Origin of the sequence: Nocardioides sp. Iso805N (assembly GCF_000364605.1) — a bacterium.
Taxonomy (GTDB): Bacteria; Actinomycetota; Actinomycetes; order Propionibacteriales; family Nocardioidaceae; genus Nocardioides.
Window position 1 is genome coordinate 139,589 of record NZ_KB822577.1, and the last position, 19,827, is coordinate 159,415.

A 19,827-nucleotide genomic window follows, 5' to 3' on the forward strand; every position below is an offset into this window, starting at 1 on the left:
GCTCACACCGTAGGCGGCGGGGCCAGGGCGCTTGTTGGGGTAGTCCGGGGCGCAGACCAGCCTTACCCGCCAGTAACCCCTGATTTGCGCCCCGGACTACCCCAGCGCCACGGTCAGCGCCAACAGCCAGGTCGGGTCCTCGAGCTTGTCGCCGTACACCTCGCGCAGCTGGCTGACCCTGTATCGCACCGTCTGCGGATGCACGAACAGCTCCGCGGCGACCTCCTCGCGCCGGCCCTGGTGCAGCAACCAGGATCGCAGCGTCTCAGTGAGCTTCTCGGCCGTGCTGGGACGCAGCTGCGCCATCGGCTTGAGCACGGCCGCGCGCAGGTCGGCGCGGGCGTCCGGATCGGCGTCGAGCACCAGCGGCACGAGGGTCTGGTCGGTGTCGGGGCCCAGGTCGGCGGTCCGTGCACGCAGGGCTCGTTCGACCGACACCCGCGCCTCGCGCCACGGCTTGGCCGGACCGCAGACCGCGCCGCGGCCCTCGAGCACGCGCAACAGGGCGCCGCGGCCGCGGTCGTGCACGTCGGGAACCAGCAGCAGGGTGACGTCCTCGAGGTCGGTGACGTCGTTGATCACCAAGGTGGCCTGGGAGACCATCGCCAGCACCGGGCCGACCTGCGCGGCCGGCACGAGTGCGGCCGTCAGGGTGCTCGGCTTGATCCAGCTCGCCCGCTCGGCGGCTGCGTCCAGGGCGTCGGGGGCGTCGCCGCGCAGCAGCATCCGTCCCAGCCGGGAGAGCAGCTGCTGGCGCACCCGGCCCGCGGTGGCGAGCTCGTCGGCATGCCCGGCGACGGAGGCGTCGGAGACCTCGTCGATCCACGCGAAGACCAGCGCCGCCAGCTCCACCAGCGACTCCGCCGGGAGGCCCGCCTCGACCGCGCACTTGGACAGCTCACGCCACGCCACCCGCGCCCCGATCCGGTACGCCGCCAGCAGCGCCTCGGTGGTCCGCCCGCTGCGAGCCTCGCCGCGGCCCAGCTCGTAGGCACCCTGCACAGCCGGTGGCGTGGCCTGACCGGCGTCGGCCATCTCGCCCGAGGCGACCGAGAGGAAGCCACCCAGGGCGACCTTGACAGCCGTCTGGATCGTCAGGCTCATCTGGTCCGACCAGGCACCCTGGTAGGGCGGGACCTCCTTGATCACCGCCGCCACGACGTCCTCACCAACCCGCGGGAGGATCTCGCGGAGCCGGTCGACGATGTCGGGCGGGAGAAGGAGAATCGGCTCGATCTTGGTCATTCTTTGTCTCCAGCGAACAATTGTGGCGCGCACATTCACGTGCGTAACACAGGAGTTTACGCCCAATGCGTAGCAACCTTGATGTTATGAGCAGTGCAGCCCTTCGCTCGACGACCCAGCGCACCACTACCCCGCGCGCAGGCGGTCTGCGGCGCTCGCTCGGGGAGCGGCTGCACAAGGTCGCCTCCGCGGCGGTGACTCCGCTGGAGCCCTCCGACGTACTCGACCTCTTCAACCCGCTGCGTCGCGGCGCCGAGCTGCGCGCGCGGATCGTCGCGGTCCACGCAGAGACCGACGACGCCGCCACGATCGAGCTCAAGCCGGGCAAGGACTGGGCCGGTCACATCCCGGGCCAGTACATCCGGATCGGCATCGACGTCGACGGGCGCCGGCAGTGGCGCGCCTACTCGCTGACCCACGGCCCGCGTCCCGACCGGCACATCTCGATCACGGTCAAGGCCGTCCCGGGCGGTGTGGTCAGCCAGTTCCTGGTGCACCAGGCCAAGCCCGGCACGCTCGTCCACCTGGAGCAGGCGGCCGGTGAGTTCGTGCTCGACCACACCCACCACAAGCTGCTCTTCGTCACCGCCGGCTCCGGCATCACGCCGGTGATCGGCATGCTGCGCAACCTCTTCCCGGTCACCGACTCCGGCGTCCTCGGCCTCGACAAGCTCGACCAGCGGTCCCCGAGCCTGTCGAGGGGCCTCGACATCGTCGTCGTGCATCTGGCACCCAGCGAGCCGCAGACGATCTTCCGACGCAACCTGACCGAGCTGCACGACTCCGGCGCGGTCACCGTGATCCCGCGGTACGACGACGTCCACGGCGTCTTCGACGTCGCCACCCTCGCCGAGCTCGTCCCGGACCTGGCCGAGCGCACCACCTACGCCTGCGGTCCGCACGGACTACTGGACGCCCTCGAGGCACACCACGCCGAGCGCGGGCTGGAGCTGTACACCGAGCAGTTCCGCGTCGGTGCCGTGGAGGCCGGCGAGGGCGGCACCCTCTCCATCGCCGGGCAGACCCTCGAGCTCGACGGGGCGACCACGATCCTGGATGCCGCCGAGGAAGCCGGCGTCCTGATGCCCAGCGGGTGCCGGATGGGCATCTGCATGGGCTGCATCCTCCCGCTCAGGGAGGGTGCGGTGCGCGACCTGCGCACCGGCGACGTGACCGTCGCCGTACCGGGGGAGACGCCGGTTGCCGGCCTCCCCGTCCAGACCTGTATCAGCGCCGCCGCCGGCGCGTGCACGATCGAGCACAAGGAGCGAGTCCGATGACCGTCATCACCAAGAAGCCTGACAGCGCGATCGCCCATCTGACGCCCGAGGACATCGAGGAGCTCGGGCGCGAGCTCGATGCCATCCGGCAGTCGGTGATCGACTCCCGCGGCGAGTCCGACGCGCGCTACATCCGCCGCGTCATCAAGACCCAGCGCTACCTCGAGCTCGGCTCGCGCGCTGTGCTGCTGGCCTCGATGTTCCCGCCGGCCTGGGTCGTCGGCACGGCCGGGCTCTCGGTCGCCAAGATCCTGGACAACATGGAGATCGGCCACAACATCCTGCACGGCCAGTGGGACTGGATGCGCGACCCGAAGATCCACTCGACGGTGTGGGAGTGGGACAGCGCTTCGACCGCCGAAGGCTGGAAGCACAGCCACAACGAGCTGCACCACACCTACACGAACATCATCGGCAAGGACAACGACCTCGGCTACGGCATCATGCGCGTGGACGAGGACCAGCGCTGGATGCCCTCCAGCCTGCTCCAGCCGCTGTTCAACTTCGTGAACATGCTCGTCTTCGAGTACGGCATCGCCGCCTACGACCTCGAGCTCGGCCGCAACCTGCGGCTGCCGAAGGAGAAGCGTCCGGCCGAGTTCGCCGAGAACGTCTCCAAGACGCTGAAGAAGGTCCGCAAGCAGGCGCTCAAGGACTACGTCGTGCACCCGCTGCTCTCGGGCCCGTCGTTCCTGAGCACGGTCGCGGCGAACCTGACCGCCAACGTCGTGCGCAACGTCTGGTCGCACAGCGTCATCATGTGCGGTCACTTCCCCGAGGGTGTCGAGACCTACGAGAAGGCCTCGATCGACCCCAACGAGACCCGTGGCGAGTGGTACCTGCGCCAGATGCTCGGCTCGGCCAACATCTCCGGCTCCAAGGCCATGCACATCATGAGCGGCAACCTGTCGCACCAGATCGAGCACCACCTCTGGCCTGACCTGCCCTCGAACCGGTACGCCGAGGTTGCGCCGAAGGTGGAGGCGCTCTTCGAGAAGTACGGTCTGCGCTATCACTCCGCCTCGATGCCGGCCCAGGTCTACTCCGCCTGGCACAAGGTCGTCCGGCTCTCACTGCCGAACAACTGGCTGGCCACCACCAAGCCGAGCAACCTCCCCTCGCAGCTCAAGGTGCTGTGGAAGATGACGCGCGGCTCGCGCGCCGAGCGCCGTCGACTGCAGCAGCAGCTCGACCTGGAGGCGGCGTACCTCGCCTGATCCGGGCCGGTCGCACGACGAGAGATGAGATTCACCGAGCAGGAGCTCACGCTCGCCATGACGGGTGTGGCCAAGAGCGTCCTGGCCGCGCGGGACAGGGCCGTTCGCAAGGGGCGGCGGACCGAGGACGAGTTGTGGGAGTCGGTCAGCCGCTACCAGCGGTTCCTCGTGCTCGACGGCCTCGGCGACCAGATCCTGCCGGTGCTCATCGGGCTGCCGGACGTGGAGGTCCCGGCCGGCGAGCGGCCCACGTACAGCGACGCGCAGATCACCGCGGCGGTCGAGGAACGGCTCGGCGACGAAGGCCGGCTCCGCCGCAAGGCGCTGCTCCTCACGCGGGTGTCCCTGGTCAAGCGGGCGCTGGCCAGCCTGCCGGTACGACAGGACCCCGACGCGCTGATCGTCCCTGATCACCTGTGACGGTGGCGGTCGCGTCGGTTTTGACCCCTGGGGGTCAGAACCGAACCTTGTTGGGCAAAGCTTTGCCCGACAGCCTGCGGTTTTGACCCCTAGGGGTCAAAACCGCCGGCCCCCGCTCACAGCACACGCACGTCCAGCGGCGTCTCATCCTCAGCCGTGACGGCGAACGCCTGCCCGTCGGCGCGCTCGCTGACCACGTCAGCCAGTACGCCGTCGCGCCACACCAGGGCGACGCCGTCGTCGGCGCCGTACCCGGGTGGGAGGGTGCCCTCCGCGATCCAGCCGCGGAACCGCTCGGCGCGACCCTCCTCACCTAAGTAGTGCGGGCAGGCGCTGCCCGGCAGCCAGCCCAAGCCGTCCCGTAACGGGGCGAGCGGGCCGAAGGAGTCGGTCGAGGATGCTTCGTACCAGCAGTTCATGCCCGCGCTGATGCCGGCCAGGATCGTCCCGCTCGCGGCGGCCCTCTCCAGCAGCGCCGGCACGCCGTGCAGCCGCCACAGCGCGAGCAGGTTCGCTGTCGACCCGCCGCCGACGTAGACGAGGTCCTGCTCCAGCAGCGTCTCGGGCGGCGTGTAGTCGTGGGTCGCCTGGCCGAACAGCACCAGCGCGCTCGCCTCGGCACGGCTGCGGAAAGCGTCGAGGAAGCGCTCGCGATAGGCCGACGAGTCGCCGCTGGCGGTGCCGACGAAGCAGACCCGCGGTCGCCGCTTCCCGGTCAGGCCGAGCAGGAGGTCGTCGAGCGCACTCGCACCGTCCTCGGCCATCGAGAAGCCGCCACCGCCCAGCGTCACGATCGTCCCCTGCACGAGCCTCACCGTATCGGGCCCGGCTAGGTGGGGATGCCGAACTCCCGCTGCAGCGCCTCGGCTCCCGTCGTGGTGATCCGCAGCGCACGGTGGGTGCCGCCCGACTCGACCCAGCCCGCCTCCACGAACCTGTCGCGCAGCCCGCGCCCGACCTGCCCGGCGAGGTGGTGCCGGGTCTCGGTCCAGTCGACGCAGTAGCGCACCAGCGGCCGACGGCCGCCGGCGAGCCGCACGCCCAGGGCGTCCAAGAAGCCGCGGCCGTCGCTGGTCAGCTCGTACTCGGCGTCCTGCCCGAACGACGCGGGAGCGTCCTGCCCCGGTCGGCCGGCATCGAAGGTGCCATCACCGCCGACGATGAACCCGCGGTCGAGCATCCGCTGCATCAGCGCGACGCCGAGCCGCCCGGCGAGGTGGTCATAGCAGGTCCTGGCACGCCGCAGCTGTGCGGCGCGGGTGCTCTCCCGCAGCGACGCGATCGGCTCGGGCGGCGCCAATGCGATCAGGCGCTCGAGGACGTCGGCGACCTGTGGTCCGGACAGGCGGTAGTGGCGCCGCTTCCCGTCGGCACGTACGTCGATCAGGCCGCCCTCGGTCAGCCGCTTGAGATGGGCACTGGCCGTCGACCGGCTCACGCCCGCCTCCTCGGCCAGCAGGCTCGCCGAGAGCTCGCGACCTCCTACCAGGGCGAGCAGGATCCGACTGCGGGCGCGGTCGGCCATCAGGTCGGCCACGCGGGCGATGTCGGCGTCACCGGCCATGAGGCGACTCCTCGCTGAAGCGGTGCCCTGTGCCGCCGGTCGCCGCCACGCTGGTGCCGATCCCGGCGAGGCAGGCCACCACACCGAGAGCGACAGCCGTCGCGAACCCGCCGTGCGCCCCGCCGGCGTTGAGCGCCGCGCCCAGCAGGGCCACCCCGACGGCGCCGCCGATCTGCCGGGCGGTGTTGAGTGAGCCGCTGGCGAGGCCGGCATGCTCGGCGCTGGCCGCGCCGAGCGTCACCGCGGTCATCGCGGGCATCGCCAGGGAGCACAGGCCGAGGCCGGCCAGCCCGATCACGATCATGACCGGGGAGCTGCTCAGGCCGCCGGCTAGCATCACCCCCAGGCTCGCCGCCGAGCAGGCGAACCCGGTGACCATCGGTCGTCGCGGACCGATCGCGGCCGCCAGGAAGCCGCTGCAGGTCGCACCGACGCTGACCACGATCGCCATGGGCAGGGCGGCCAGCCCACCGGCGAGCGCGGAGTAGCCATAGCTGTTCTGCAGCAGCAGCGAGACGCACAACAGGACGCCGTACATGGCGAAGTTGAAGACGAAGCCCGTCCCCAGGCCCCATCGGTACGCCGGAGCGCGCAACAGCTGGCCCGGGACCAGCGGATCCGCGCTGCGGCGCTCGTGACCGGCGAACCCCCAGCCGGCGGCGAGGCCGCCACACACCAGCACCGCCGCGATCAGGAAGCGCCGCTCGCCGGCCTCGATGATGCCGGCCGTCAGAGCCGCCAGCGCGATCACGCCGAGCGCGGTGCCGAGCGGGCGGATCGGGCGTGCCCGCGGCATGTCGCGCGGCCCGAGCAGGGCGATGGTGCCGCCGACCAGAGCGGCGATGGGGAGGTTGATCCAGAAGATCGCCGGCCAGCCGGACGTGGTGATGAGGATGCCGCCGAGCAGGGGACCAGCAGCGAACCCGAGCGTCGCGATGCCACCCCAGATGCCGAGCGCGCGGGAGCGTTCGCGCGGCTCGGGGTAGAGCGCGGTGATCATCGCGAGCGACGCCGGCAGCATCAACGCGGCGCCGACACCCTGTACGACGCGGGCGCCGATGAGTGTCGTCAGCGAGGCGGACATCGCGGCCCCCGCCGACGCCAGTCCGAAGAGAGCGAAGCCGGCCACGCACGCGCGCCGGTGCCCGTAGCGATCACCGAGGGCGCCCGCTGTGAGCATGCACGCGGCGAACGGGACGGCGTACCCGTCGACCGCCCATTGCGCGGCCCCGACACCGCCGCCGAGGTCGGTGCGCAGCGTCTGCAGAGCGACGTTGACGATGGTGGCGTCGAGCTGGACCACCCCGAAGGTCAGCGACAGGGCCACGAGCAGGACAGTCCTGCGCCATCGCGCGGTGCCCGCGTGGTCCTTGGTGTGTTCGGTCAGGCTCGAGCTCATATCTCCATCGTGACGGCGGGATGGTTCGTCGCCGGACGAAACGAGGGCCGTTTGGTTTTGACCCCCGGGGGTCAAAACCAAACGTTGACGGGCAATGCTTTGCCCAACAACCTGCGGTTTTGACCCCCGGGGGTCAAAACCGCGCGACCGAAGCCTCAGCCCAGCGCCGCAGCCACCACCGACTTCGCCTCCTCCTGCACCTGAGCGAGGTGCTCGGGACCGCGGAAGGACTCGGCGTAGATCTTGTACACGTCCTCGGTACCGGACGGCCGGGCCGCGAACCAGGCCGACTCGGTCGTCACCTTGAGGCCGCCGATCGGGGCGTCGTTGCCGGGCGCGCGGGTCAGCTTGGCGGTGATCGCCTCGCCGGCCAGCTCGGTGGCTGTCACCGCATCCGGCGAGAGCCGTCCCAGTGCCGCCTTCTCCTCGGGCGTGGCCGGCGCGTCGATGCGCTGATAGGCCGGCTCGCCGTGCTCGGCGACCAGCTCGGCGTACCGCTGCGAGGGCGTCTTGCCGCTGGTCGCCAGGATCTCCGAGGCGAGCAGCGCCAAGATGATGCCGTCCTTGTCGGTGGTCCAGGCCGAGCCGTCCTTGCGCAGGAACGACGCCCCGGCCGACTCCTCGCCGCCGAAGCCGAACGAGCCGTCCTGGAGGCCGTCGACGAACCACTTGAACCCGACCGGCACCTCCACCAGAGGCTTGCTCAGCGAGGCGGCCACCCGGTCGATCATCGAGGAGGAGACCAGCGTCTTGCCGATCCGGGCACTGTCCGGCCAGCCGGGGCGCGCTCCGCCGAAGAGATGGTCGATCGCGACGGCCAGGAAGTGGTTGGGGTTCATCAGGCCGGCGTCGGGGGTGACGATGCCGTGCCGGTCGGAGTCGGCGTCGTTGCCGGTGCTGATGTCGAAGTCGGCGCGGCGCGCGACCAGCGAGGCCATCGAGTACGGCGAGGAGCAGTCCATCCGGATCTTCGCGTCCCAGTCGAGGGTCATGAAGCGCCAGGTGGGATCTACGACGGGGTTGACCACGGTCAGGTCCAGCCGGTGCTCCTCGGCGATCCGGGCCCAGTACTCGACCGACGCGCCGCCGAGCGGGTCAGCGCCGATCCGGACGCCCGCGGCGCGGATCGCGTCGAGGTCGAGCACGCTGGGGAGCGCGGCGACGTACTGGCCCAGGAAGTCGTAGGAGGAGGTGGCCCGGATCGCCGACTCGTAGGACGTGCGGCGCACGTCCCGCAGGCCGTCGCGGATGATCTCGTTGGCGCGCTTCGCGATCCAGCCGGTGGCATCGGTGTCGGCCGGACCGCCGTGCGGTGGGTTGTACTTGAAGCCGCCGTCGGTCGGCGGGTTGTGCGACGGCGTCACCACGATGCCGTCGGCCAGCCCGGACGACCTCTCGGCGGTCGAGCCCGTCGAGACCTTCCCGCGGTTGGCGGTGATGATGGCCAGCGACACCGCCGGCGTCGGTTGGTAGCCGCCCTGGACCAGCACGGTGACCTCGTTGCCGATCAGCACCTCGATCGCCGAGACGTACGCCGGCTCGGAGAGCGCGTGCGTGTCGCGGCCGAGGAACAGCGGGCCGTCGTAACCCTGCTGCCTGCGGTACTCGCAGATCGCCTGGGTGGTGGCCACGATGTGCTGCTCGTTGAACGACGTCTTCAGCGAGGAGCCGCGGTGGCCCGACGTACCGAAGACGACCTGCTGGGCGGGGTCGTCGGGATCGGGGGTGCGGGCGAAGTACGCCGTGACCAGCTGGGGGACGTCGACCAGGTCGGCCAGGGTGGCAGGAGTGCCGGCGCGAGGATCAGCCATGGGTCCATGGTGCCCGAGACCGGCGCGGCTCACGCAGGGCCTTGGTTACTCTTCAGTACATGTCCCTGGTCACCGCCACCGTCACCGACGGCATCGCACAGGTGCGGCTCAACCGCCCTGACAAGCTCAACGCGCTCACCCTCGACCTGCTCGCCGAGCTGGTCTCGACCGCACACGGGCTCGGCAAGGACCGCGACCTGCGCGCCGTCGTGCTCGCCGGCGAGGGCGCCTCCTTCTGCGCGGGCCTGGACTTCGCCTCCGTGCTCAAGGAGCAGCGGAAGATGTGGACGAGCTTCACCCCGCGGCCCTGGCGCGGCACGAACACGTTCCAGGAGGCCGCCTGGGCGTGGCGTCGGGTGCCGGTGCCGGTGATCGCGGCGGTCGAGGGCCACTGCCTCGGCGGCGGCGTGCAGATCGCGCTGGGCGCCGACTTCCGCTTCGCCGCCCCCGACTCGACCTGGTCGGTGCTCGAGGGCAAGTGGGGGATCATCCCGGACATGAGCGGCATCCGGTCGCTGGCGCAGGTCGTCGGCATCGACGTCGCCAAGCGGCTCACCATGACCGCCGCGATGTTCGACGGCACCGAGGCGCACCGACTGGGGCTGGCCACCGAGGTCGCCGCCGACCCGGTCGAGGCCGCTACCGCCTTCGCGCGACAGCTCTCCGAGCGCTCGCCGGACGCGCTGGCTGCGGCCAAGCGGCTGTTCAACGACACCTGGAACGCATCGCCGCGGCGTACCTTCTCCCGGGAGCGGATCGAGCAACTCCGGCTGCTGCTGGGCGCCAACACCAAGATCGCGCAGAAGGCGGCGTTCAAGAAGGAGCAGCCGGTCTATCGGCCCCGCGCCCGCTGACCTCGAGTAGGGGGTTTCGCAGCGTTGATTCGTAGATTTTGGTGGGTCGAGTCGGGAATCGGGCCTGCGAAGCCCACGACTCGGGCCTGCGAAACCCGCGACTCGGGCCTGCGAAACCCACGACTCGGGCCTGCGAAACCCACGACTCGGGCCTGCGAAACCCACGACTCGACGTCAGGGGTAGGTGATGCCGGTGATGCGCTCCGAGACCTCCCAGAGGCGTCGTTGGGCGTCAGCGTCGTGCGAGCGCCTGTTCGAGCCGACCACCTCGGGGGCGCCCCGCGACTCGGCCGGACCGGACGGGCCGACGTACGTGCCGCCGGGCAGGTCGGCGGTGGCCGCCATCAGCGAGGGCCATGCGCCCTGTGCCGGCTTCTGCGAGATGACCGGGTAGGCCACGTCAGCGATCCGTGACAGCGGTCCGAACGAGCCGCCGTTGCTGATCAGGTGGCTGCTGACCAGGCCCGGGTGGGCCGCGAGCGCGCTCACTGCGAGCCCGGCGGCGCGCAGCCGGCTGTCGAGCTCGTAGGTGAAGAGCAGGTTGGCCAGCTTGGTCCGGAAGTACGTCGGCCAGCGGTGGTAGCGACCCTGCGTCAGCGGATCACCGACCGGCGCGCTGGTGGCCATCCGATGTCCCACGCTGGACACCGTCACCACCCGCGCACCGCCGAACGCCGAGCCGGAGGCGACCAGCGAGGGCAGCAGCAGCCCGGTCAGCAGGAACGGTCCGAAGTGGTTGGTGGCGAGCTGCTGCTCCAGCCCGTCCGAGGTCCGCCGGTACGGCGTGGCCATCACCCCGGCGTTGTTGACCAGCCGATCGACCGGGCCGAGCTCCGCGATCGCGGTAGCTGCGGCGCGCACCGAGGACAGGTCGCTCAGGTCGAGGATGACCTGCTCGAGCGACGCATCGGGCACCTCGCCCCTGATCCCCGCGGCGGCCTCGTCGAGCTTGCCCTGCGAACGACCCGCCAGCACCACCCGGGCGCCGTGCCTGGCTAGCTCGAGGGCGGTGTCGTAACCGATCCCACCACGCGAAGGGCCCGTGACGACAGCCGTCATCCCGCCCAGGTCCCCCATGTCGGACGTCGTCCAGGTCATGCGGTCAACCTATGCCAGAGCCCGTCGGGCTCACGCCTGCTACGCGCCGACAACCGCAGTCGAGCCGGCGACCCTCAGGCCAGCGAGCTCAGGCCAGGGCGAGCCTGACCGCGATCACCAGCATCGTGATGCCGATCAGCACCTCGAGCACCTGCCAGGCGCGCGGCAGCGCCAGCACAGGGGCTGCGAGCCGTGCACCGAAGCCGAGCGCGGAGAACCACAGGATGCTCGCCAGCCCGGCGCCGAGTGCGAACCACCAGCGATCATCGTCGTACCCCTGCGCGATCGAGCCGAGCAGCAGCACCGTGTCCAGGTAGACGTGCGGGTTCAGCCAGGTCAGCGCGACCACCCGGGCAAGCACCCGTCGACGGCTGTCCTGGCGGGCCTCCGCCGCGGCGGCGAGGGACTCGGCATGCCGGGCGCGCCGCAGCGAGCCGACGGCGTACCAGACCAGGAAGGCGACCCCGAACCACCGCACCACCGTCAGCACCCAGTCGGCGTGCTCGACGATGGCACCGATCCCGCTGACGCCGGCGGCGATCAGGACCAGGTCGGAGAGGGCGCAGACCGCCACCACCGGGCCGATGTGCGAGCGCAGCAGGCCCTGGCGCAGGACGTAGGCGTTCTGCGCGCCGATCGCGACGATGAGCGTGAGCCCGGCGACCAGACCGCCCAGGGATGCTTGGAACACCCGGGGAGGCTACCGGCCCGCGTCCGTCCGACCGCGTCCGGTCCGATCAGTGTTTGGAGCCCTTCACGAACTTCTTCACGTACGGCGCACGGTTGGCGAAGCCGAGCTTGACGGCGTACAGCGCGCGGACGGGGTGCTTGCGCTCGAACTTCGCGCTGTAGGCCCAGAACTTCGCGCCGCACGGCTTGTAGGTGCGGTTGCAGGTCCAGGCCTCGAAGTACATCGTTGTCTTGCCCGGCTGGACCAGCACGTCCGCGCCGCCGGGTCCGCAGAGCTTGTGGGTGTTCTTGCGCGTCAGCAGGCTGTGGGCCGGCGAGGCGGTCCAGCTGTGCAGCGACGTCGATGCGCGCCACACGGTCGAGTAGCTGCAGCGGGCGTAGTCCCCGTAGGAGTTGAACAGGTAGTAGATCCCGCCGTGGTTGACCATCACCGGGTTCTCCAGCACTCCGGCGTTGTTCACCAGCTCCTCGCTGTAGGCGCCCGGCGCCGCGTGCAGCCCGTCGGCGCTCAGCTTGAGGATCCGGATCGAGGACGGCCGGCCGTCGGTCTTGTAGAGCAGGTACGGCGTGCCGTTGGTGTCGAGGAAGAACGACGGATCGATCGCGCCGATCACGGTGGACGGCGTGTTGGGCGGGGGAACCTTGGTGGGCTTGCAGGTCGGTCCGACGGTGGGGCTCCGGCTCGGGCTGGCCGGCGCGCTGGTGGTGGGGGCACCGCTCGTGGCGGGACTGGTGCTGTTCGTCGCGCTCGCGGTGACCGTCGGCGTGGTGGAGCTCGTCGGCGTGGCCGAGGCCGTCGGGCTGGCGGACAGGGATGCCTGGCAGTCGGCCAGCGCCTTCTTGGCCGCGGCGGAAGCGCTGGTGTAGCTGTCCAGCGCCGACTGGTCGATGACCCGGTCGCCGGCCGTCGGGACGCTCTTGAACGTGCTCGGGCACACCAGCGGCGCCGTACCGACCGGCACGAAGGTGCCCTTGGCGCTGCTCGAGGTGGCCACGCCGATGCACCTGCTGCTGACGGTCTTGCCCTTCACCGGCGCGGCGAAGTAGAGGACGTACCTGGAGCCGACCTTCTCCATGTCGGCGGCCCAGATATCACCGCCGTTCGGCTTGGCCCAGCTCGGCAGGTGGGGCAGCGCGGAGGACTTCCACTTCCACACCTTGCCGTTCTTCGACAGTGCCCGGTTGACCTTCGCGCCGGTCGCGATCACGACGTAGTTCTTCGTCGTCTTGACCACGCTCGGGTCGCCGACGGTGTGCTTCCAGTCCAGCGGGAGCGGGCGCATCGCGACGGCGGCAGGTACGGCGCAGGTGAGCAGGACCGCGACTGCGACGAGGACCCGTCGCGCAAGCTGCCCGTGGCGCGGGCGGGAGGGAACGAGCTGCATGAACCTGACTCCGAGACGGCTGAGGAGTCTTGAGGCTAGCGGCGGTCGGTCACCGGCACGGTCATACGCGCTGTGAATCGCATGTGAGTGTTGGGGCCGGAGGGGCGATGCGTGCGCCGACGTACACCGAGCCTGTCGAGGCGGCACCTCGACAGGCTCGGCGTACGCGTTGGCGGCTCGGCGTACGTGTTACCGGCTGCGCCGGATCAGAAGGCGCTCTCGTCGAGCTCCATGATCGAGTTGTCGACCGCCTCGGCGATCGCGCGCTCCGCGGACAGCTTCGGCAGGTTGTAGGAGGCGAAGAACTTCGCCGCCGCCACCTTGCCGGTGTAGAAGTCCTTGTCCTTGCCGGGGTCGCCGGCGAGCTTGGCCAGCGCGACCTCTGCCTGGCGCAGCAGCAGCCAGCCGCAGACGACGTCGCCGACGGACATCAGCAGGCGGCTGGTGTTCTGGGCGACCTTGTAGATGTTCGTGATCTCCTCCTGCGAGGACATCAGGTCGTTGAACATGTGGCCGGCGATCGCGTTGACGTCCTCGAGCGCGGTGGCGAGCAGCGCGCGGCTCTCCTTGAGCTCGGCGTTGCCCTCGGCCTCGAGGAACGACTTGATCTCACCCGCGATGTAGCCCAGTGCCTGGCCCTGGTTCTTCACGATCTTGCGGAAGAAGAAGTCCTGGCCCTGGATGGCCGTGGTGCCCTCGTAGATCGAGTCGATCTTCGCGTCGCGGACGTACTGCTCCAGCGGATAGTCCTGGAGGAAGCCCGAGCCGCCGAAGGTCTGGAGACCCTCCGTGCCGAGCAGCACCCACGAGCGCTCCGAGCCGTAGCCCTTGACGATCGGGAGAAGCAGGTCGTTGACGGCCTCGGCGAGCACCAGCTTCTCGGAGCCGGCGGCCTCGCCGGTCGCGCGGGCGATCTGGATGTCGTCCTGCCAGGTCGCGGTGTAGACCACCAGGGCACGCATGGCCTCGGCGAACGACTTCTGCACGAGCAGCGAGCGGCGTACGTCGGGGTGGTGGGTGATGGTGACGCGCGGCGCGTCCTTGGCCGAGTTGGTCAGATCGGCACCCTGGACGCGGCTCTTGGCGTACTCGAGCGCGTTGAGGTAGCCGGTGGACAGGGTGGCGATCGCCTTCGTGCCGACCATCATGCGGGCGTTCTCGATCACGTCGAACATCTGCCGGATGCCGTCGTGCACCTCGCCGAGCAGCCAGCCGCGAGCCGGCTCGCCACCGCCGACCTGCGGGTCGCCGAAGGTGACCTCGCAGGTGTTGGAGACCTTGATGCCCATCTTGTGCTCGACGTTGGTCACGTAGGCACCGTTGCGCTCGCCGGTCGGCTCACCGGTCTCGACGTCGAAGTGGAGCTTCGGCACCAGGAAGAGGCTCAGGCCCTTGGTGCCCGGACCACCGACGCCCTCGACGCCACGGGGGCGCGCGAGGACCAGGTGCATGATGTTCTCCTGGAGGTCCGACTCGGCGCTGGTGATGAAGCGCTTCACGCCCGTGATGTTCCAGGTGCCGTCACCGTTGTCGGTGGCGAAGGTCTTGCCGGCGCCGACGTCCGAGCCGGCATCCGGCTCGGTCAGCACCATGGTCGCGCCCCACAGTCGCTCGACCATGTGCTTGGCGATCTTCAGGTCCCGCTCGACGCCGTTGGCGTTCTTGTGCACGACCGAGGCGAAGAAGGGGCCGGCGGCATACATCCAGATGGGGGCGTTGGCGCCCAGGATGAACTCGGCGGAGGACCAGATCAGGCTCGGGGGTGCGTCCTGGCCGCCGATCGCGGCCGGGGTCTGCACGGCCCACATGCCCGACTCCATCCAGGCGTCGTAGGACTTCTTGAAGCTGGCCGGGACCGGGGCGGCGTTGGTCTTCGGGTCGAAGACCGGCGGGTTGCGGTCGCTGTCCTCGTAGGACGCGGCGAGGTCCTCGCGGGAGATCCGCTCGATCTCGCCGAGGAGCTCCTTGGCGGTGTCTGCGTCGATCTCGGCGAACGGGCCGGAGCCGTAGACCTTGTCGCGACCGAACACCTCGAAGAGGTTGAACTCCACATCGCGCAGGTTGCTCTTGTAGTGGCTCACTGCTCCACCTTCTGTCTCGGGGGTCAATCGGCTACTGGCCGGTAACATCCATGATAGGAAGGGTGCTTGCTGGAGGCAACACCGGGGTGCCGGTGCGCTCCGACCTCAGGCGTTGGCGTTGCGCTGGATCCAGTCCACCACCGGCCGGATCGCCTGCCAGTCCTCCCGCACCAGGTCCAGCAGCTCGCCCGTGTGGATGACTGGCTCGAAGCCGAGCATCCGACCGACGGTGAGGGACTTGTGCCGCAGGAGCTCGATGCGGGGATGCTCCTTGTCGAAGCCGCGCGGAGTCGTCTTGAGGCGCTCGCCGCTGACCTCGTAGCCGGAGCCGGTGACCTCGGCGATCAGCCGCTCGAGCTCGGCGCCGTACTGATCGTGGACGATGGCCGCTCGGAAGGCGGCCATCCTGCCGGGGTTGAACCAGTAGCACCCGCCGCCGGTGCGCACGCCGCGCGGCGAGACCTCGACGTAGAACCCGGTCTCGGGAGCGACCGCGACGAAGGCGCCCTGGTGGGTCTTGTACGGCGTCTTGTCCTTCGCGAATCGCACGTCGCGATAGGGCCGGAACACTTTCGCCTTGCCGAACTCGGGCTCCAGGGCGGCGGTCAGGGTCTTCATGGGTGCGAGCACGGACTCCGCGTAGACGTGCTTGTGCGCCTCCCAGAACGACTTGGTGTTGTCCACCTCGAGGTCGTCGTAGAAGTCGAGTGCCGCGACCGGGAAGCCTTCGAACGTCATGGCGCCATCGTCTCAAAGGCGAGACGCGGCGCCGCAGCCGAGCGGACCAATCCGATCAGCCCCGTCGCTCCGAACCCTTCGAGATGTGCATCACATCCGTCTAGGCAAGGAGAAGACGATGAAGAAGCTAGGACGCACCAACCTACGGCTTGTGGCGGCGGCGACGGCGCTGGCCGTCGCAGGCGGCGTGGGAGCCGTGGTCTCTGCCTCGGCAGATCCACCGAGCAACGCGATGAACATGGGCCATGGCGTCAACGAGTACGGCATGACCAAGGCCTTCTACGACGGCAAGGCCCTGAGCTTCACCTACAGCAAGGGTTTCTTCTGCGACACCTCGGTGGCCTCGGCGGCCACCTCGGGCTGTGAGGTCGGCGCCAAGGCGAACAAGGCACCGGCCGGGCGCATCGAGCCCCTCTTCATCACCGTGCCGCTCGGTTTCACGGTGAAGAAGTCGAAAATGGACTGCCCCGACGGGCTCGTCTGCGTCGACCACCCCGGCACGATCGACCTGAGCCGGCTCGAGCCGACCCTCAAGCCGCTCTACCCGAAGCTGACCGACGCGCAGCTGACGACGGCCCTGCAGAACGCCGCCACCCCCGGCCACCAGCACTTCATCACCACCCGCGCCAAGGGCAAGCGGATCTGGTGGGACGTGAAGGTCGTCGGCGTCACCAAGAAGTCTGAGTACAACAAGATCACCGCTCACCGCTCGGCCGCCTTCTTGAAGAAGGAGATCAAGGCCGGCAAGACCACTGCGGCGATCCCGACCAACCTGTTCCTGTTCTTCTCGGTGAAGTGAGACCTCCGGGGTGGGCGCGTGGCGGCGCGCCCGCCCCGGTAAGGAAGTGAGCGTCGTCATGGTTCGTCACGCACTGCGCAGTCCGGATCGCGCTGCCGCGGTCCTGGCCCTTCTGGTCACCTCGGCCACACACGTGCCGCTGATCCGCATGCACCTCGAGGAGGCGCCGTACGTCGGGTGGCTCTTCGTCGCGCTCTCGGTGGTGGCGGTGCTGCTCGCCGTCGTGCTGCTGGTCGCCGACCCACCGATGGTCTGGGCCGCGACGGGAGTCGTGGGCGCCGCCTCGGTGCTGGCGTTCCTGCTCTCGCGGACCGTCGGACTGCCCCAGATCCACGACGACATCGGGAACTGGTCCGAGCCGCTCGGCTACCCGGCGCTGACCGCCGAGGTGATCGTCACCGTTGCTGCCGTCGTGACGCTCGTCAGGTCGGCGCGCGAACGCACGAGCGTTACGACACGGTCGCGCTGAGCTGCCGGTCGCCGCTGTCGGAGGAGTCCAGGATGCTCAGCACACGGCCCGCACACAGCGGCTGGCCGAGGAAGCCCTTGGACTCGTAGGCGACCGTCAGCCTGGAGCCGTCCCACCGCATCAGCGCGGCGGGAGCGGAGCCGGTCTTGTCGCGTGCCCAGTAGGCCGCCGAGCCGCACACGGTCAGGGTGCTGTTCACCCCGAGCCCGAGGTCGACGACCCCCGTGGCGGTGGAGGCGTAGACATGGACCTGCTGGTACCGGTTCTCCTTCGGGACCATCGACCAGATCCGCGACGCCGTCGACCCGCTTCCGAGCGCGGCACCCTCGGCGCCCTTGCACTTCGGCACGTCGGGGTACGGCGAGGTCTGGGTACCGCTGACCGTCACCACGGTGCGACACGACGGCTGCTGGTTGTCGAAGGTCATCATCGAGGTCCGGCCGCCGGCGGCGAGGACGTTGGTGAAGCCGTGCAGCGCCGGGGCGCACCAGCTGAGCTTCGAGGTCATCGTGCCGAGGTCGGTGCTGGCCAGGCAGTAGGAGCCGGCGTGGTCGGTGGCGTACCACAGCGTGGTCCCGTCCAGCGACCACGAGCCGTCGGTCGAGGGCGGCAGGTCGCTTGTCCTGTCCAGCGTCCGCACCTTGCCCGAGGAGAGGGTGGTGACCACGGCGCGCTGCTGCTTCTTGCCGTCGGGGTCGCCGTAGACCACCACGGCGACGTCGTCGGAGAGCTGGGCGTCGGCGACCTGGAAGCCGGCGGGCGCCTTGGTCCGCTTCACCGACTCGGATCCGCCAGACCTGCGGCCCAGCGACCACCAGCCGCCATCCTGGCCGGTCCGCAGCGTCCAGGTGCCGTTGGTGGAGACGGTGTCGGAGGCGTCGCCCGGCAGCGCGGTCCAGGTCAGCGGTGCCGAGGCCGCGGTGGCCTTCGCCGTCCCTGCGGCCGTCGGGGTGGCCGGGCCGGTCGGCGAGACGGCGGCTGTCGGCGTACTCGAGGGGCTGTCGGACGCGAGCGAAGGCTGCTCGCCCGGCGAGGCTGCGTTGTCGGGCTGGTCGTCGGCGTTCGTGCAGCCGGCGACGGCGAGGAGCAGCGCGAGCGCGGCGAGCGCGGCGGGGCCGGTACGTCGGATCCGTCGCATCAGACGCCGATGTTGTGGAACGCGTTCGCCTTGATCGCGCCCAGCTCGCGGTCGACCGGCAGCCACTGCACCCGGGAGATGTAGGGCTCCGAGGGGTGGAACCGCTGCTGGTTCCACGGCTCGTAGTAGCCGATCTCCTGGACGTGGGTGGTTGTGGTCTTGTAGCCGCGGCCGACCTGGAAGTGGCCGCTGCCGCTGTGGTCCAGGTAGGGGAAGTAACGGGTGAGCAGCTGCGGGTGAAGGATGATCGGCGCCTTGTACTGCGCGATGTGCTTCTGCAGCAGCGCCCAGAACTGTGCGGTGGTGAAGCTCCTGACATCGAGGGTGACGTAGGGGCCCGCGAGCTTGTCCCAGCCGGTGTTGTTGTTCGTGACCCGGACCATGTCCGAGATCGCCGTGCCGGCGGAGGTGGTGCCGAGCTTGGCGGCCCAGTGCGCGGCGCCCTTGTCCTTCTGCTTCCAGCCCCAGGCGATCATCTGCATCGAGGTCGGACCGCACCAGTAGGTGCGGATCTGCTCGGCGGTCTGCTTGTTCTTCAGGACCTTGGCCTTGACCGGGTACTTCGCCGGCACCGAAGCGGCGATCGACGCGCTGGCACTCGGGATCGGGGCCTTGCTGCTCGCCACGGTCGCGACGGTGCCGGTGGTGGGCCGCACCGTCGGCGTCTTGGACGGCGCCGGGGTGGCGACGGGGGTGGCGACCGCGGCGGCGACGCGACCGGCGCCCACCGTGACACGCGCCTCGGGGTGCGCCGCCAGGAAGCCGGCCGGGAGCGGGACGCCCTGGATCTCGTTGCGGATCATCCACACCTTGGCGACCGAGCGGGCGGCCTGCGTGAGCTCCCTGCGCTCCGCCTTGGCGCGCTTCTTCGGGCTCATCTTCGCGAGCCGCTTGAGCGCGTTCTTCGCGGACAGGTCCCCGGTCTGTCGCAGCTTCTTGTGGGTCGTACGTCGCCCAGCCGGCGGGGCGACCTCGGTCGCGACCCGCGCCTGCACGCTCGCCTGCGTCTCGTCGGTCCAGCCCTCGCCGAGGCAGTAGGTCTGACCGTCGAGGTCGGCGCACTGGGTCAGCGTGGTCGCCGCGTGGGGGGAGAGCCGGCCGTGCTGCTGCGGCAGGGACGCGGTGGTGGCCACCACGCGGTCGATCTGCTGGCGCATCGCGGGCGTGACCGCGCCGTACCCGACGGCGGTGGCTTCGCGCGGTGCGAACGTCGGCCGATCGCCCGAGGGGCTGATCGCGCCGTTGTCGTCGTTGCCGCGCGGGATGAACGGCGCGGCGGCGAGGAGGAGCACGAGGGCGCCGACGGCGATGGTGCGGGGACGGGGGCGATGCATGGCGTACTCCGAGAGGCTGGGGGAAGGTGCCTGGTCGATCGAGAGCGGAGGATCTCGACGCTCCACTATCGGCCGAATTCACAAATGTCGCAACTGCCACATCTGTCACACAGGTAAGCGCTAGCGAAGGCTCAGCAACGGCGCGCCGTGGCCGAAGAGAAGGGGATGAGATGCGCGATGGCCGCGCCTGTCGGCGCGGCCATCGGGTGATATGGAGCGGATGACGAGACTCGAACTCGCGACATCGACCTTGGGAAGGTCGCGCTCTACCAACTGAGCTACATCCGCATGCGACCCTCGGTGAG

The 19,827-nt window shown here is 70.0% G+C and carries 18 protein-coding genes and 1 tRNA gene; 6 read left to right on the forward strand and 13 right to left on the reverse strand.

Annotation, left to right across the window (positions count from 1 at the left end; translation table 11 throughout):
• Positions 1 to 96: 96 nt before the first annotated feature.
• A complete protein-coding gene (locus H036_RS0108295; protein WP_017934321.1) occupies positions 97 to 1,245 on the reverse strand; it encodes a helix-turn-helix domain-containing protein in 1,149 nt (382 codons plus the stop codon).
• A gap of 86 nt (positions 1,246 to 1,331) precedes the next feature.
• On the opposite strand from H036_RS0108295, the gene H036_RS0108300 reads away from it, so the two are divergent.
• From H036_RS0108300 to H036_RS0108310, 3 genes are read left to right on the forward strand one after another with little or no spacing between them, the layout of a single operon-like run.
• A complete protein-coding gene (locus H036_RS0108300) occupies positions 1,332 to 2,525 on the forward strand; it encodes a ferredoxin reductase (RefSeq protein WP_017934322.1) in 1,194 nt (397 codons plus the stop codon).
• Positions 2,522 to 3,742, forward strand: a complete 1,221-nt coding sequence (locus tag H036_RS0108305) for a fatty acid desaturase family protein (RefSeq protein WP_017934323.1) — start codon at positions 2,522 to 2,524, stop codon at positions 3,740 to 3,742. Before H036_RS0108300 ends, H036_RS0108305 begins: the two co-directional genes overlap by 4 nt.
• 24 nt (positions 3,743 to 3,766) lie before the next feature.
• Complete coding sequence (locus H036_RS0108310; protein ID WP_017934324.1) at positions 3,767 to 4,162, forward strand: hypothetical protein; 396 nt, start codon at positions 3,767 to 3,769, stop codon at positions 4,160 to 4,162.
• A gap of 116 nt (positions 4,163 to 4,278) precedes the next feature.
• Here the strand turns inward: H036_RS0108310 and H036_RS0108315 are convergent, their stop codons facing one another.
• The 4 genes from H036_RS0108315 to pgm form a co-directional block, all read right to left on the reverse strand.
• Positions 4,279 to 4,968: a peptidase E gene (locus H036_RS0108315; protein WP_017934325.1), complete on the reverse strand. Its 690-nt coding sequence runs from the start codon at positions 4,966 to 4,968 to the stop codon at positions 4,279 to 4,281.
• 23 nt (positions 4,969 to 4,991) lie between these two features.
• Positions 4,992 to 5,726: a helix-turn-helix domain-containing protein gene (locus H036_RS0108320; RefSeq protein WP_017934326.1), complete on the reverse strand. Its 735-nt coding sequence runs from the start codon at positions 5,724 to 5,726 to the stop codon at positions 4,992 to 4,994.
• Positions 5,716 to 7,125, reverse strand: a complete 1,410-nt coding sequence (locus H036_RS22220) for an MFS transporter (RefSeq protein ID WP_017934327.1) — start codon at positions 7,123 to 7,125, stop codon at positions 5,716 to 5,718. Before H036_RS22220 ends, H036_RS0108320 begins: the two co-directional genes overlap by 11 nt.
• 155 nt (positions 7,126 to 7,280) lie before the next feature.
• Positions 7,281 to 8,936, reverse strand: coding sequence for a phosphoglucomutase (alpha-D-glucose-1,6-bisphosphate-dependent) (pgm, locus tag H036_RS0108330; RefSeq protein ID WP_017934328.1), 1,656 nt, complete (start codon positions 8,934 to 8,936; stop codon positions 7,281 to 7,283).
• A gap of 59 nt (positions 8,937 to 8,995) precedes the next feature.
• Between pgm and H036_RS0108335 the strand changes: the two genes are divergently transcribed.
• Positions 8,996 to 9,790 carry a crotonase/enoyl-CoA hydratase family protein gene (locus H036_RS0108335; protein ID WP_017934329.1) on the forward strand — a complete coding sequence of 265 codons (795 nt, stop codon included), beginning with the start codon at positions 8,996 to 8,998 and terminating at the stop codon, positions 9,788 to 9,790.
• A 174-nt stretch (positions 9,791 to 9,964) separates the two neighbouring features.
• Here H036_RS0108335 and H036_RS0108340 read toward each other — a convergent pair whose 3' ends face one another.
• The 5 genes from H036_RS0108340 to H036_RS0108360 form a co-directional block, all read right to left on the reverse strand.
• Entirely contained in the window at positions 9,965 to 10,888 is a 924-nt protein-coding gene (locus H036_RS0108340; RefSeq protein ID WP_017934330.1) for an oxidoreductase, read from the reverse strand.
• An 88-nt stretch (positions 10,889 to 10,976) separates the two neighbouring features.
• Entirely contained in the window at positions 10,977 to 11,579 is a 603-nt protein-coding gene (locus tag H036_RS0108345) for a LysE/ArgO family amino acid transporter (protein ID WP_017934331.1), read from the reverse strand.
• 46 nt (positions 11,580 to 11,625) lie between these two features.
• Positions 11,626 to 12,963, reverse strand: coding sequence for a family 43 glycosylhydrolase (locus tag H036_RS0108350; protein WP_017934332.1), 1,338 nt, complete (start codon positions 12,961 to 12,963; stop codon positions 11,626 to 11,628).
• A 206-nt stretch (positions 12,964 to 13,169) separates the two neighbouring features.
• On the reverse strand, positions 13,170 to 15,044 hold the full coding sequence (locus tag H036_RS0108355) for an acyl-CoA dehydrogenase (RefSeq protein ID WP_017934333.1): 1,875 nt from the start codon (positions 15,042 to 15,044) through the stop codon (positions 13,170 to 13,172).
• A gap of 105 nt (positions 15,045 to 15,149) precedes the next feature.
• Positions 15,150 to 15,782, reverse strand: coding sequence for a DUF2461 domain-containing protein (locus tag H036_RS0108360; RefSeq protein WP_017934334.1), 633 nt, complete (start codon positions 15,780 to 15,782; stop codon positions 15,150 to 15,152).
• 118 nt (positions 15,783 to 15,900) lie between these two features.
• Here H036_RS0108360 and H036_RS0108365 point away from each other — a divergent pair, with 118 nt between their 5' ends.
• Together H036_RS0108365 and H036_RS22225 are read left to right on the forward strand one after the other, a co-directional pair.
• Positions 15,901 to 16,581: a hypothetical protein gene (locus H036_RS0108365; protein WP_036487808.1), complete on the forward strand. Its 681-nt coding sequence runs from the start codon at positions 15,901 to 15,903 to the stop codon at positions 16,579 to 16,581.
• 58 nt (positions 16,582 to 16,639) lie between these two features.
• Complete coding sequence (locus H036_RS22225) at positions 16,640 to 17,050, forward strand: hypothetical protein (protein ID WP_017934336.1); 411 nt, start codon at positions 16,640 to 16,642, stop codon at positions 17,048 to 17,050.
• Here H036_RS22225 and H036_RS24315 read toward each other — a convergent pair.
• The 3 genes from H036_RS24315 to H036_RS0108385 all read right to left on the reverse strand — a co-directional run bounded on the left by H036_RS24315 (position 17,031) and on the right by H036_RS0108385 (position 19,810).
• Positions 17,031 to 18,188, reverse strand: a complete 1,158-nt coding sequence (locus H036_RS24315) for a hypothetical protein (protein WP_017934337.1) — start codon at positions 18,186 to 18,188, stop codon at positions 17,031 to 17,033. The genes H036_RS22225 and H036_RS24315 overlap by 20 nt on opposite strands.
• Positions 18,188 to 19,522 carry a C39 family peptidase gene (locus H036_RS24320; protein WP_051068639.1) on the reverse strand — a complete coding sequence of 445 codons (1,335 nt, stop codon included), beginning with the start codon at positions 19,520 to 19,522 and terminating at the stop codon, positions 18,188 to 18,190. The genes H036_RS24315 and H036_RS24320 overlap by 1 nt, the downstream gene beginning before the upstream one ends.
• A gap of 212 nt (positions 19,523 to 19,734) precedes the next feature.
• Positions 19,735 to 19,810: transfer RNA gene (locus H036_RS0108385), tRNA-Gly, on the reverse strand.
• Positions 19,811 to 19,827: the final 17 nt, after the last annotated feature.